This is a genomic window from Corynebacterium sp. Marseille-P8863 (assembly GCF_946902955.1).
GTDB lineage: Bacteria > Actinomycetota > Actinomycetes > Mycobacteriales > Mycobacteriaceae > Corynebacterium > Corynebacterium gottingense.
In genome coordinates this window covers 44760-57823 of the sequence record NZ_CAMPQC010000007.1, presented here as the reverse complement: position 1 = coordinate 57823, position 13064 = coordinate 44760, and the positions used below count along the sequence as shown (strand labels likewise).

10 protein-coding genes are annotated in these 13064 nt (G+C 68.1%); 5 read left to right on the top strand and 5 right to left on the bottom strand.

The window, feature by feature from the left end; genetic code table 11:
* The first annotated feature begins 9 nt into the window (after positions 1-9).
* Positions 10-1209 (top strand): EfeM/EfeO family lipoprotein, encoded by a 1200-nt coding sequence (locus OVO38_RS06695; protein ID WP_233126951.1) that lies wholly within the window; start codon positions 10-12, stop codon positions 1207-1209.
* Complete coding sequence (gene efeB, locus OVO38_RS06690; protein WP_095275478.1) at positions 1209-2456, top strand: iron uptake transporter deferrochelatase/peroxidase subunit; 1248 nt, start codon at positions 1209-1211, stop codon at positions 2454-2456. The genes OVO38_RS06695 and efeB overlap by 1 nt, the downstream gene beginning before the upstream one ends.
* A 7-nt stretch (positions 2457-2463) precedes the next feature.
* On the opposite strand, the gene OVO38_RS06685 is transcribed toward efeB, so the two are convergent.
* Genes OVO38_RS06685 through OVO38_RS06670 form a run of 4 tightly spaced genes read right to left on the bottom strand, consistent with a single transcriptional unit; the run spans position 2464 to position 8497 of the window.
* Positions 2464-3639, bottom strand: coding sequence for a phosphotransferase (locus OVO38_RS06685; protein ID WP_267208051.1), 1176 nt, complete (start codon positions 3637-3639; stop codon positions 2464-2466).
* Between the two features lie 10 nt (positions 3640-3649).
* Entirely contained in the window at positions 3650-5404 is a 1755-nt protein-coding gene (gene treS, locus OVO38_RS06680) for a maltose alpha-D-glucosyltransferase (protein ID WP_267208050.1), read from the bottom strand.
* 6 nt (positions 5405-5410) lie between these two features.
* Positions 5411-6532 carry a MalY/PatB family protein gene (locus tag OVO38_RS06675; protein WP_267208049.1) on the bottom strand — a complete coding sequence of 374 codons (1122 nt, stop codon included), beginning with the start codon at positions 6530-6532 and terminating at the stop codon, positions 5411-5413.
* 54 nt (positions 6533-6586) lie between these two features.
* Complete coding sequence (locus tag OVO38_RS06670) at positions 6587-8497, bottom strand: ABC transporter ATP-binding protein (protein WP_267208048.1); 1911 nt, start codon at positions 8495-8497, stop codon at positions 6587-6589.
* Positions 8498-8597: 100 nt separating this feature from the next.
* Here OVO38_RS06670 and OVO38_RS06665 point away from each other — a divergent pair, with 100 nt between their 5' ends.
* Both OVO38_RS06665 and idi read left to right on the top strand, forming a co-directional pair.
* Positions 8598-9143: a hypothetical protein gene (locus OVO38_RS06665; RefSeq protein ID WP_095535429.1), complete on the top strand. Its 546-nt coding sequence runs from the start codon at positions 8598-8600 to the stop codon at positions 9141-9143.
* Complete coding sequence (gene idi / locus OVO38_RS06660; RefSeq protein ID WP_267208047.1) at positions 9143-9694, top strand: isopentenyl-diphosphate Delta-isomerase; 552 nt, start codon at positions 9143-9145, stop codon at positions 9692-9694. The genes OVO38_RS06665 and idi overlap by 1 nt, the downstream gene beginning before the upstream one ends.
* Here the strand turns inward: idi and OVO38_RS06655 are convergent.
* A complete protein-coding gene (locus OVO38_RS06655) occupies positions 9691-11001 on the bottom strand; it encodes a carboxylesterase family protein (RefSeq protein WP_267208046.1) in 1311 nt (436 codons plus the stop codon). The two genes, idi and OVO38_RS06655, sit on opposite strands and share 4 nt — an antisense overlap.
* Before the next feature lie 31 nt (positions 11002-11032).
* On the opposite strand from OVO38_RS06655, the gene OVO38_RS06650 reads away from it, so the two are divergent.
* The gene (locus OVO38_RS06650; protein WP_267208045.1) at positions 11033-13054 is read left to right on the top strand and encodes a M3 family metallopeptidase; all 2022 of its coding nucleotides are present in this window, start codon (positions 11033-11035) and stop codon (positions 13052-13054) included.
* The last annotated feature ends 10 nt before the right edge of the window (positions 13055-13064 follow it).

Sequence of the window (13064 nt, the reverse complement as noted above, 5' to 3'; positions counted from 1 at the left end):
CGCTCAGTAATGCAGGAAAACATCCAATACGCTCTGGCGGCGCTGGCTGCACTCATCGCAGTCATCGTCGGCATCGTGCACATCCCAGGAATCTCAAGCTCGAGTGGCACGGAAGGCTCGAGTGGCTCCTCGTCGCAATCGCAGGGCCAGCCTTCCGCGCAGCCCGCACCGAGTGACAACCCCGACCAGCTCACGCTGCACGTGCGCGACGTGTACAACTGCCCGTCCCCCGGGGATGTGCAGGACCAGGCGAATTGGAATGTCTACAACACCTCTGGCCTGGCCCTCACCGTCTACGTATCGGACGATGACGGCTACGCCTACCAGGTCCTCGAGCGCGTCGGCTTCCCCGCCGAGCGCGCCTGGACCCCCAAACTTCAAAACGGCACGTACCACCTGACGTGCGTGTTTCACAGTGATTCCGCGGTGAAGTCCGAACCGTTCCAGGTCACCGGATCCCCCATCACGGACGCCCCGAAGATGGTGCCCATCACAGACCGAGAAGTCGCCGCCGTCTCCACCGCCCACGCCGCCGCGCAGAAACAGCGCGTCCCCGAGCTGCAGGTCAAGGCGCAGGCGCTTGTCGACGCCACCCGCTCCGGCAACCGCAGCGAGGCGCAGGCCTCCTACCTGGCATACCTGGAGACGTACCGCTCCTTCGACGACGCGTCCGAGATGTGGCCGGGCGCGGCACTTGGCGGGTACGAGGACGTCGAAAAGCTGCTCTTCTCCGAGGCACCGGTGCAGGACGCGGTGGCGCCCGCGGAGGCGCTGGCCGACGCCGTCGACAAGGCGGCGCACGCGCTTCAGACCTTGCACTTTGCCATCCCGGCACCCGATTATGGGCTGCGCACGCACGAGGTGATGGAGGAGTTCGAGCGTTTTGACATGCGCGGCGAGCGGGACTTCGGCGCACACGCGCTGCCCACGGCGCTGCGCGGAAACGTAACCTCGACCAGGGCGACGATGGACCCGGTGCGCGAACTCGTGGAGGGGCGCGGCCTGGACACCACCCCAATTTATGACCAGCTGGACGCGCTCGAGCAGCTCGCCAACGAGATGGACGCGAAGTACGGCGCCGGCGGCACGCCGACGGCCTACGACGACTGGGAGCAAGACGACCGGCTGAGGCTACAAGCCGAGGTCGCCCGCGCGAATGAGCTGCTGGCCACGGTGGCCACCATGACTGTGATCCGGAGGATGAACTAGTGACTTGCCCGTTCCACTTCAACCGACGCACGTTCCTCGCCGGCGCCGCCACGGCCACGGCGGCGCTTGGGGTCCAGGCGACGACGCAGGCGCAGCAGGCGGACTCGCCCCGGGGCGACGGCACGCCGCGCTCCGACAACGCGACCGTGAACAACCCGGAGGCGCGCCTGGAATTCCACGGCGAGCACCAGCAGGGCATCATCAACCAGCCGCAGAAGTACGCGGAAATCGTCGCCCTGGACATCCAGCAGGGGGACCGCGCCCGCCTGGAGCAGCTCCTGCGCACGATCACCGAGCGCTCCCGCGCGCTCACGGCCGGGGGTGCGACCGCCGTCGACGGCATCGCATTCCCCGCCAGCGACTCGGGCGAGCTTGGCCCGGACCTGCCCACCGACAACCTGTCCATCACCCTCGCGGTGGGCGAGTCCCTCTTCGACTCCCGCTTCGGGCTCGCAAACCGCAAGCCCGCCCGCCTGCGCGCGATGGAGGCGTTCGCGGACGACACGCTCAACCCCGATCTCTGCCACGGCGACCTGGTGCTGCAGATCTGCGCCGACCAGCACGACACCGTGACCCACGCGCTGCGCGACATCTTGCGCCACACCCGCGGCGACGTTGCCGTGCGCTGGCGCCAGAACGGCTATATGAACGAGCCCCGGCCGACCGGCACGCAGCGCAACCACCTCGGGTTTAAAGACGGCATCGTCAACCCCTCGCCGAAGCAGTTCGACGACCTGGTGTGGGTGGGCGACGGCGAGCCCGACTGGACCGCGGGCGGCAGCTACATGGTCGTGCGCCTGATCGCCATGTATACGGAGTTTTGGGACCGCATCTCCATCGCGGAGCAGGAGCAGATCTTCGGCCGCGACCGCGCCACCGGCGGGCCGCTCTCCGGCGGCGACGAGTACGCCGCCCCGGACTACCTCGATGACGCGAACGGCGACGTGATCCCCACCGACGCACACATCCGCCTGGCCAACCCGCGCACCCCGGAGACCGCGGACCAGCTCATGCTGCGCCGCGCCTACAACTACGACAACGGCGTGCGCGACAATGGCACCCTCGACGTCGGCCTGCTCTTCGTCTGCTTCCAGCAGGACTTGGAGCGCCAGTTCGTCACCGTGCAGAAGCGCCTGGAGGGCGAGCCGCTCGCGGACTACATCCGCCCCTACGGCGGCGGCTACTTCTTCGCCCTGCCCGGCGTCGCCGACCAGGACGACTACTTCGGCAGCGCCCTGCTGGCCTAATTCGTTCCTACACCAGGTCGCGGATCGCGTCGAGGGGGATGTCCACCCAGTCCGGGCGGTTGTTCGCCTCATAAATCACCTCGTAGGCGGCCTTGTCCACGATGTAGGCCGCGAGCAGCGCGTCGCGTTCGGTGCCGTACCCCGCGAGCAGCTTTTCGACGCCGCCGCGCTCCCATTCCGCGTCAAACCCGCCGACGGCGCGGGCGTAGCCGTACGAGCGCACCATCCCGGCCACGTCACGCAGCCGATGGTCCGGGCGGCGCCGCTGCGCGAGGGGCCGCGCCGGCTCGCCCTCGAAGTCGATGAGGTACCACCGCTCGGGGGTCTTGAGCGTCTGTCCCAGGTGCAGGTCGCCGTGGACCCGTTGCACCGGCACGGTTGACTCGGTTGACTCGGTTGACTCGGTTGACTCGGTTGACTCAGTGTTGCCGAGCTCCGCGTAGAGCGCGCGGATCCGCGGGGCGAAATCGGCGAGCAGCGGTGCGCGGCGCACGTATGCATCCAGGTTTGCGGTGAGCGTGTCGGCGATCGAGCGCGTCGGCCGTTCCTGGACGCCGAATGCGTGGGCAAGCGCCTCGTGCACGGTCCGCATCGCGCGCCCGAGCGACTCCGCCTGCGCGGCGACTTCGGCCTCCGGCAGCGTCCCCTCGGCGGAGCCCCCGGTAGTGAGCACGAACCCGTCGATGCCGCCGCGGATGAATTCCTGCTGCATCGCCAGCGTCTGCTCGCCGCGGGTGACGTAGGCGTTCACGGCGGCGACGTGCGGGCAGTCGCCGATGCGGGTGAGCAGTTCAACGTCCGGGTTGAGGCCGTCCTCGAGGTGGCGGAACACCTTCACAATCGTGTTGCCGACGACGAGGTTGGTGTTGGACTGCTCGGCGCCCAGTGGGGTAGCGGCGCCGGTGATCAGGTCGCCGTGGACCTCGCCGAGCTCGGGGAGCGCGGCCACGTAGGCCGTGGCCCCGGAGTCGGTGCTCAGAATGTCCTGCGTCTCACCGTTCGCCGACTCTGCAAGGAGGACCTGGTAGGTGTCCGAGTCGGCGCCGCGTGTGACGTCGAGAAGCTGCCACTTCGCCGTGGCTCCGCAACCAGCGACGGCGACCGGCCGCGCGGTGGCGACGGTGATCGCGTCGATGGTGTCTGACTTTGCGCCGTAGAATCGTTGCGAGGCGAGATCGAACATGCCGCCCTCCCTAGGAGATGTCGAACCAGAAGAAGCCGTGCGGCGCGAGGGTAACCAGCCAGGGCAGCTCGCCGATGGCGGGGAACTCCAGGCCGCCGGACAGCTCGCGGGGAACGACGCCGGCGTACTGCGAAAGGTGCATCTCCACCGCCTGCGGGCGCGAGCTCATGTTGTGTACGCACAGGATTCGCTCGACCCCGCCGCCGGGGGTCCCGTCCGCGGAAGCGTCGTACTCGCGGATGAAGGCCAGCACCTGCTCGTTGCCGTGGTCCACCTCTATATACGAGCCGCGCCCGAACGCCTTGTACTGCTTGCGGATGTGCACCTGCGTGCGCACCCACTGCAGCAGCGAGTTCTCGCGGTCCATCTGGGATTCCACGTTCACGATGTGGTAGCCGTACTGGTCGTTGCGCACCGGGGGCAGGTAGAGCCGCTCCGGTTCGGCCTTGGAAAACCCGCCGTTGCGGTCGTTGGACCACTGCATGGGCGTGCGCACGCCGTCGCGGTCGGGCAGCCAAATGTTGTCGCCCATGCCAATCTCGTCGCCGTAGTACAGGAACGGGGAGCCGGGCAGGCTGAGCAGCAGGGCGTGCGCGAGCTCCAAGCGGTCGCGGTGCCCGCCGAGCAGCGGGGCGAGGCGGCGGCGGATACCCACGTTGGCGCGCATGCGAGGGTCGGATGCGTAGTGCTTGTACATGTAGTCGCGCTCTTCCTCCGACACCATCTCGAGGGTGAGCTCGTCGTGGTTGCGCAGGAAGATGCCCCACTGGGCGGACGCCGGGATCGCCGGGGTTTCGCGCAGGATGTCAATGATGGGCGTCGCCGATTCCTGGTGAATTCCCATGAAAATGCGCGGCATGACGGGGAAGTGGAACGCCATCTGGCACTCGTCGCCGGAGCCGTCGGGGTTGCCGTGCTCGTCGGTGCCGCCGTCGCCGAAGTACTCCACCACCTCGTCGGGGAGCTGGTTGGCCTCGGCGAGCAGGAAGCGGCCGGGGTATTCCTCGTCAAAGAGTGCGCGCACGCGCTTGATAAAGCCGTGCGTCTCCGGCAGGTTTTCTGACGAGGTGCCCTCGCGCTCGAAGAGGTAGGGGATGGCGTCGAGGCGGATGCCGTCCATGCCCAGGTCGAGCCAGAAGCGGATGATGTCCAGGATCTCCTCCTGCACAGCCGGGTTGTCGTAGTTCAGGTCCGGCTGGTGGGAGAAGAAGCGGTGCCAGAAGTACTGCTTGCGCACCGGGTCCCAGGTCCAGTTGGATTCCTCGGTGTCGATGAAGATGATGCGGGTGCCGTCGTACTGGGTGTTGTCGTCGGTCCACACGTAATAGTCGCCGTACGGCCCATCCGGGTCCTGCCGGGACGCCTGGAACCAGGCGTGGGAGTCGGAGGTGTGGTTGATGGGAAAGTCCGTGATGATGCGGATGCCGCGTTTATGCGCGGCGTCGATAAGCGAAATGAAGTCTTCGACGGTGCCGAACTCGGGCAGGACCTTGCGGAAGTCGCGGATGTCGTAGCCGCCGTCGCGCAGCGGAGAGTCGTAGAACGGCGGGATCCACAGGCAATCCACCCCCAACCACTGCAGGTAATCGAGCTTCTTCTCCAGCCCCTTGAGCGTGCCCAACCCCGTGCCGTCCGGGTCGTAGAAGGCGCGGACGAGGACTTCGTAGAATACGGCGTCCTTGTACCACTCGGGGTCGGGCCGCTCCCAGGGCTGCTCCGGGGGTGCGGGGGGTAGGTAATCTGAGGCCTGTGGGGTCTGCTCCATGCCCACCTACAGTAGGCGAATTGCCCCCGCCATGCGCTCGACTGCCTCCCGCAGGATCGCGGGGCTGGTGGCAAAATTCAGCCGCGCCTTGTGCCGGCCACCGGGGCCGAAGCTCACGCCCTCGTTCATGGCCACCTTCGCGTGCGTGCGCAGCCAAGTGGCGGGCTTTTCCGTGGTCAACTTGGTATTCCGGAAGTCCAAAAACATGAGGTAGGTGGCCTGCGGGACCTCGACCTCGATGCCGGGAATCTCGCGCGGGAGGTGCTCCACGAGCCAGTCGCGATTTTCGCGCAGCTGCGCAATTTCACCGTCGAGGAAGTCACCCCCGTCCCGGTAACACGCCTCGGCGGCGACGATGCCGAGCGTGCCCGTGCCGTCTTTCGCCACCCCGCTGAGTCCCTGCCAGGTCTTGACATCGGCGTCGTTGGAAAAGATCAGCTGCGCGCACTTCAGGCCCGCCACGTTCCAGGCCTTCGACGCCGCCGTAATAGTGATGCACACGTCCGGATTGTTCGCGGCCGCGCACGTGTGGGCGCCGTCGTAGACCAGCGGCGCGTGGATCTCGTCGACGATCACGCGCGCGCCGTGGCGGCGGGCAAGGGCACAGATCTCATCGAGCCGCTCGGGCGTAAAGGTCCACCCGCCGGGGTTGTACGGGTTGGTGAGCACGAGCGAGCCCGCGCCGCGGGAAAACGCCGCGTCCAGTTCGTCCAGGTCCAGCCCCGGCACGGCGCGCACGTTGATGCGCACGCGTCCGGCGGTCCCCGCCACCTCCAAGAACGGGTGGTAGGCGGGCACCGGCACGATGACCGGGCCCTCGGTGAAGTGCTGGATGGATAGCAACACGCCGCGCACCACGTCGGGGATGGGGAAGATGCGCGCGGGGTCCGGCCGCCAGCCGTAGCGCGCGTCGTAGAAGTCGGCCACCAGCCCTGGCAGCTGCTGCGCGCTCGGAGCGGGGGTGTAGCCGAACATCTCGCGCTCGACGGCGTCGGCGATCGCCGCGCGCACGGGCTCGGCGGTGGTGAAGTCGCTCTCGGCGACGAACAGCGGCAGCACATCGTCATCGTACTGGGTCCATTTGCGGGTTCCGCGTGCGCGGAGTTGCTCAAGCTCGGGGAAATCCATGGCCCCAAGCTTAACGACGCCCACCCGTCCCCTCCGCCACGCCGCCCCGCGGGATCAGGCGTTGTGGGGCTGCGCGGCGCCCTCCACGTCCGCGGCGTCCTCGTCCTCGGCGTCGTATTCGCCGTCTAGCTGGAAGCCGAAGGACTTCAGGCGCGCCCGGTCCGCGGCGGACGAAGACGCGGTGAGCGTGAGCAGCTCTGAATAAATACCGCCGGAGGCAGCGAGCTCCGCCGGCGAGCCGATCTCATCGATCCGGCCGTTGTCCAGGGTGATGATGGTGTCCACGTCGGCGATGGTGGAGAGGCGGTGCGCGATCATGATGGTCGTGCGGTCCTTCATCAGCTCGTCCAGGCTGGCCTGCACGGCGCGCTCCGCCTTGGTGTCCAGGGCCGAGGTGGCCTCGTCGAGCACCAGAATGGGTGCGTCCTTGAGCATCGCGCGCGCGACGGCCACTCGCTGCTTCTGCCCGCCGGACAGCCGCAGGCCGCGCTCGCCGATGACGGTGTCGTAGCCGTCCTTGAACCGGGTGATGAAGTCGTGGGCGTTCGCGCGCTTGGCCACGTCGATGACCTCCTCGCGCGTCGCGCCGGGCTTACCGTAGGCGATGTTTTCCGCCACGGTGCCGGAAAACAGCGCGGGTTCCTGGAAGACCACGCCGGAAGACGCGCGCAGTTCCTCCACGCTCAAGTCCTCGAGGTTGCGGCCGCAGACGGTGAGCGTGCCGTCGTGAAGCGGATAGAGCCCCAGCAACAGGTTGACGATGGTGGACTTGCCGCCACCAGACTCGCCCACCAGCGCGATCTTTTCACCCTCGCGCGCGGAAAAGGTCAGGCCCTCCAGGACGGGCTCGCCCGGGTTGTACGCGAAGGAGACGTCGTCGAACGCGATGACCGGCTCGCGCACCTCGAGCGGCTCGTGCGTCACCTGCGTGAGCTCCGGCACGCCGGTGGACTGGGGCGCGGCGACGAGCTCGCGGTTGGCGGTGGGCTCGTTCGGCTCGTCCATCACCGTGAAGTAATCGCGCGAGCCCGCGATGGCGCGCTGCGCCGCGTCCACGATCCAGCTCATCATCTGCGCGGGCTGGCGAGCCATGGTGACCATCTGGATGAGCATGACCATCTCGCCGATGGTGAAGTCGCCGTGGAGCGTGCGTACGAACAGGATCAGGTAGATGCCCAAAAAGACCGCCGTCATGGCGATGCCGCGCACCGTGTCCATGCTGTGCCACCAGCGCGACTGCGGGCGCGTGATGTCCACGGTGTTGTTGTAGTGGGTGCCAAACTTGTCCAGCTCGCGCACCTCCGCCACGAAGGACTTGGTCACCTTGACCTGACCGACCACCTCGGCGAAGCGGCCGTTGCCCTCGTCGATGTTGGCGTTTTTCTCCTGCTCGAAGCGCTGCCACCGCGTGGACGTGAGCGCCGTGAGCCACATGTAGAGCGGGAACAACAGCGCCAGGAGGATGGTCAGCGGCCAGTAGTAGTACGCCGTGATCGCCAGGATCGCCACGACCTGCAACAGCATCGGCAGGAAGCTGTTGGCAAAGGACTGGATGAACTGGGTGACGTTTGCAATCGAGCGGTCCAGGCGGGCGATGATCGTGCCCGTGACCTGGTTGTCAAAGTAGCGCTGCGGCAGCGCGAGCAGCTTGGCAAAGTAGCGCGTGGACATGATCTGTCGGATGCGCGCCACCATCACGTCGCCCAGGTAGCCGGCGACGTTGCGCAGCAGCGCCGCAGCGGATTCGGCAGCAAACAGCGCGATGGCCAGCCACACGACAGCGCGCACCGGCGACGGCCCCTCGCTGCCACCGCTGACGTATCCGACGATGGTGTCGGTGGCCTCCCGGATGATGAAGGGGGAGACCAATCCCAGAGCTGCGACACCGGAGGAAATGATCACGACGGCGAGGTAGTAGGGCCACAGCGCAGAGGCGCTGCGGAGGACACGCAACAATGACTGCATAATTTGGTTAGGGTACTAGGGCTGTACAGTGAGGAAGAATTGGAAAGCGCCTGATCGGCGCATTTCAGTGCAGTGCCACAACGAGGTAAAAGAGGCGTTTATGTCACACCGTTCGCAGCTCACCGCCGTGCTGCTTGCCGCCACGTCCGTCTTTGCGTTGTCCGCGTGCGTGAGCGGCAACGAGAGCGAGGAGGCGAAGGAATCTGAAATCGAGATCACGACGCCGACTGGCGCCCCCGCCCCGGAGTTCAAGGCCGAGGAGACCGACCCGCTGATCAGCGACGAGATCACGGGCGAGCGCGTGGAGGACCCGGCGATGGACCTCTCCTACAAGTGGCAGGGCACCAGCGCTGCGCCCGGTGGCGGCACCGTGGTCGTCGTGGCTGTGACCAATGAGAGTGAGGTCCCCATGCCCGCGGACACCCTCACCCCGAAGCTGCGCTACAACTCCGGCAACAACAACATGCAAAATGCCGACCCGATGAGTGGCGAGAACGCCGGCGTGGAGATCGTCGGCGTGGACCTGCCGCTCGGCCCCGGCGCCACCACGAACGCGAAGTATGCCTTCAACGTGTCCACCGGCAATCTGTGGGACGCCGAGTTCACCATCGGTAATGTCACCTTCAAGGGGAATCTGAACAACTAATGCGCGAGCAAGTAGTGCTTGTCGACGCCACGCGGACCCCAATCGGCACCGCCGACAAAGCCACGGTGCACACCACCGACACCCCGCTGCACCTCGCGTTCTCCTGCTGGCTGCGCAACGCCGACGGCGAGGTGCTGCTCACGCGCCGTGCGCTTTCCAAGATTGCGTGGCCCGGGGTATGGACGAACTCCTTTTGCGGCCACCCGGGCCCGGGCGAAGCGGTGGCCGATGCGGTGTGCCGCCGCGCCACCGAGGAGCTGGGCATTGCTGCGATCAACGGACTGACGGAGATCCTGCCGGACTTCCGCTACCGCGCCGTTGATTCCTCCGGCATCGTGGAAAACGAGTGCTGCCCGGTCTACGTCGCCCGTCTCGCGCCGGGCGCGGCGCTGGACGCCAACCCGGACGAGGTCGACTCCTGGGACTGGGTTGCTCCGGAGGCGCTCATCCGCGCCGTCGACGCCACCCCGTTCGTGTTCTCGCCGTGGCTCGTTGATGAGCTCGCGGACCCGCGCCTGCGCCGCGCGCTCACCGAGCCCGGCTCCAACTAAAGCTCGTGGGCCACGGGGCTGAACGCGCCCCGCAGGTAGCCGAGCGGATCCGTCACCTCCTGCGCGCCCGAGCCGTCCAGCGCCACGCGCAGCGCGGTCCGCCCCGTCCCCGCGCGCGTGCCGCCGCTGTAGGGCTCCCACCCGACGTCGCCGCCGCGCACAAATTGGGTGAGCCACCGGTTGAGCCCGGTGCCGTAGGCGCCATCGGCGCCGAACGCGGGGGCGAGGTCGGCGGCGTGGTGCGCCAGGAGGTCGGCGCTGGCGACGAGCTCCGCCTGCCACACCGTTCCCGGCGCGCCCTCAGCAATGTCGTCGACCCAGCGGCGGCACATGGCGTCGGAAATTAGGCGCCCCACCACGTGGTCCGGGTCCATGCGCGACGCCGCGCCGAGGTACTCGCCGACGCGCCCCTTGGCCAACCCCATGTGCCGGCCCAACGCCCGCGCCACGGGGGTGGCCAGGGCGGTGCCGTCCGCAAACGCGCCGTTGGGGAAGAACTCGTCGCGGGTGGAGGTGACCACCAGGGGGACGCGAGCGAGCTTCGCGGGCTCCAACGGGAACGGGCCGAGCGCGATGTCGGTGAAGTACTGCGTGCGGAAGCGGCGGTAGGCGCGGTCGAACCGCTGCGGCGAGCGGGCGTAGCGCGGGTTGAGGTCCTCGCGCAGCAGCGCGCCCCCGATTGCGCCGCGCGCCGCCCACCGGCGCGAGTCCATCCCGCGGCGCGGGAACACCGGCGACGCCGCCACCGCGCGACGGAACTCGCCCTTGTAGTGGTCGCGCCGGCACAGCCAGACGGCGATGTCCGCTCCGGCGCTTTGGCCCGCGACGGTGACGTTGGTGGGGTCCCCGCCGAACGCCTCGATGTTGCGCTGCACCCAGCTCAGCGCCGCCGCGCAGTCCTGCACGGCCCGGTACTGGCCGGGGGCGTCACCGCCCACCGGCAGCATCCCCGGAAACTTCAGCCGGTACCCCACCTGCACCAGGATGATCCCGTCGCGGGCGAAGGCGGGGCCGTTGGCGCGGTCATCGGCGTGGGTGCCCTCCTCGAACCGGCCGCCGTGGATCCACACCAGCACCGGCAGGTCGTCGTTTCTGCGAGCGCCCTCCGGGGCGGTGATGCTCAGGCGGGTGGCGTGGGGGAGGGGAGTAGTGGCGTCGATAAGCATGCCCGTGGGCGCTGGGGCGGGCGGGTCGAACGCGGCGTTGAGACGCGCGTACGGGATCGAATGGAACTCGCGGACTGCTCCGTCGCTGGTGCCGACGATTGCGCCGGCGGGGCAAGTGACCTGAGTTTCGCGCGTAGCCATGCCGCAATCGTAACCGCCTATGATGGCCGCCATGACCAACCCACTGCTTGCCCCGTCGGAGCTGCCGTACCAGCTGCCGGACTTTGCCCACATCAGGCTCGCGCACGTCGAGCCCGCGTTTGAGGAAGCGCTCGCGCGCCACGACGCGGAGATCGCGGAAATCTGCGCGCAGGAGTCGCCGAACTGGGAGAACACCGTCGAGGCGCTCGAGCTCGCGGGGCAGGACCTATCGCGCGTGCTCGCCTGGTTCTTCAACCTGCAGGGGACTGACGCCACCGCGGAGTTTGACGCCGTGGCCGACCGCATCGTCCCGCAGCTGTCCGCGCACACGGACGCGATCTACCAAAACGCGGAGCTGTATTCCCGGCTGCGCGCGGTGGCGGTGCCCGATGACGAGGAGTCGCGGCGCCTGCACGAGCTGCTCGTGCGCCGCTTCGTCCGCCGCGGCGCGGACTTGGACGCAGACGGCAAGGCGCGCCTGGCCGCTATCAACGGGCGGCTGTCCGAGCTCTCGGAGCAGTTCGGCCGCAATCTGCTCGCCGACACGAAGCGCCTTGCCGTGCGGCTGTCGCGCAACGAGCTCGCGGGACTTAGCGAGGACCAGCTCGACGCGTTCGCGGCAGACGACGGAAGCGGCGAGTACATCGTGCCCCTCGAACTTCCCACGACCCAGTCGCTGCAGGCCGAGCTGGAGAACCCCGCGGCACGGCGCGCGCTTTTCGACGCCTCCCAGCAGCGCGGTGCCCAGTCAAACGTTGACATTGTGGTGGAGACGGTCACGCTGCGGCAGGAGCGCGCCAAGCTCCTGGGGTACGACACGCACGCGGACTACGTGATTGCGGAGGAAACCGCGGGCACCGCCGACGCGGCCCGCGCGTTGATCGCGGACCTGGCACCCGCTGCTGCGGCGAACGCGGAGGCGGAACGCAAGCTGGCCGGCGAGCTCGCGCGGTCGCGCGGGGCTGAGCTCGGCGCCGACGGCCTGGACGGTGCGGACTGGCCGTACTGGGCGGCGCAGCGCCGCGCCGAGGAACTCAACTTGGACGAGGCCGAGCTGCGCAACTACTTCCCGCTCTGGCAGGTGCTGGAGGACGGCGTGTTTTACGCGGCGAACCTGCTCTACGGCATCACCGTCACGCGCCGCGCGGACCTGCGCGGCTACCGCGACGACGTGCAGGTGTGGGAGGTCAAGGAAGAAGATGGCACGGGTCTCGGCCTGCTGCTCACGGACTACTCGGCGCGCGAGACGAAGCGCGGCGGGGCGTGGATGAGCTCGTTCATGGACCAGTCCCGGCTCGCCGGCACGGCACCGGTGGTGGTCAACGTCATGAGCGTGAACAGCGAACTGCTCACCATCGACGAGGTCACCACCGTCTTCCACGAGTTCGGCCACGCGCTGCACGGTCTGCTCTCCAACGTGCGCTATCCGTCGCTGTCCGGCACGAACGTCCCCCGGGACTGGGTGGAATTCCCCTCGCAGATCAACGAGAACTACGCGTTCGCGCCCGAAATCGTGCGCAACTACGCCCGCCACGTGGACACCGGCGCGCCGATCCCGCCCGCGTTGCTCGAGTCCGTCCGCGCCGCGCGCCAGTTTGGCCAGGGCTTTGCCACCGCCGAGTACCTCGCCGCCAGCGCCATCGACCTTGAGTGGCATTCGCTTACCCACGCCACCCCGACCGACATCGACGCCTTCGAAGAAGACGTCCTGCGGCGCTACCACCTCGACGTTCCCGGGCTCACGCCCCGGTACCGCTCGACGTGGTTCAACCACATCTTCGCCGGCGGCTACTCCGCCGGGTACTACTCCTATCTGTGGGCCGAAGTGCTGGACGCGGACGGGTACGACCTGGTGCAGGAGGAAGGCATCAACCGGGCGACCGGCGCGAAGTTCCGCGACGCCATCCTGTCGCGCGGCGCTGCGCGCGACTACACCGAGGCGTACACGGCGTTCCGCGGCCGCGAGAAAGATACGCGCCCGCTGCTGGTGCGGCGTGGGCTTGAGGGCACCGACATCGCGTCCAACACTGGGTCCAACACTGGGCGCGCGTAGGCGTACACGG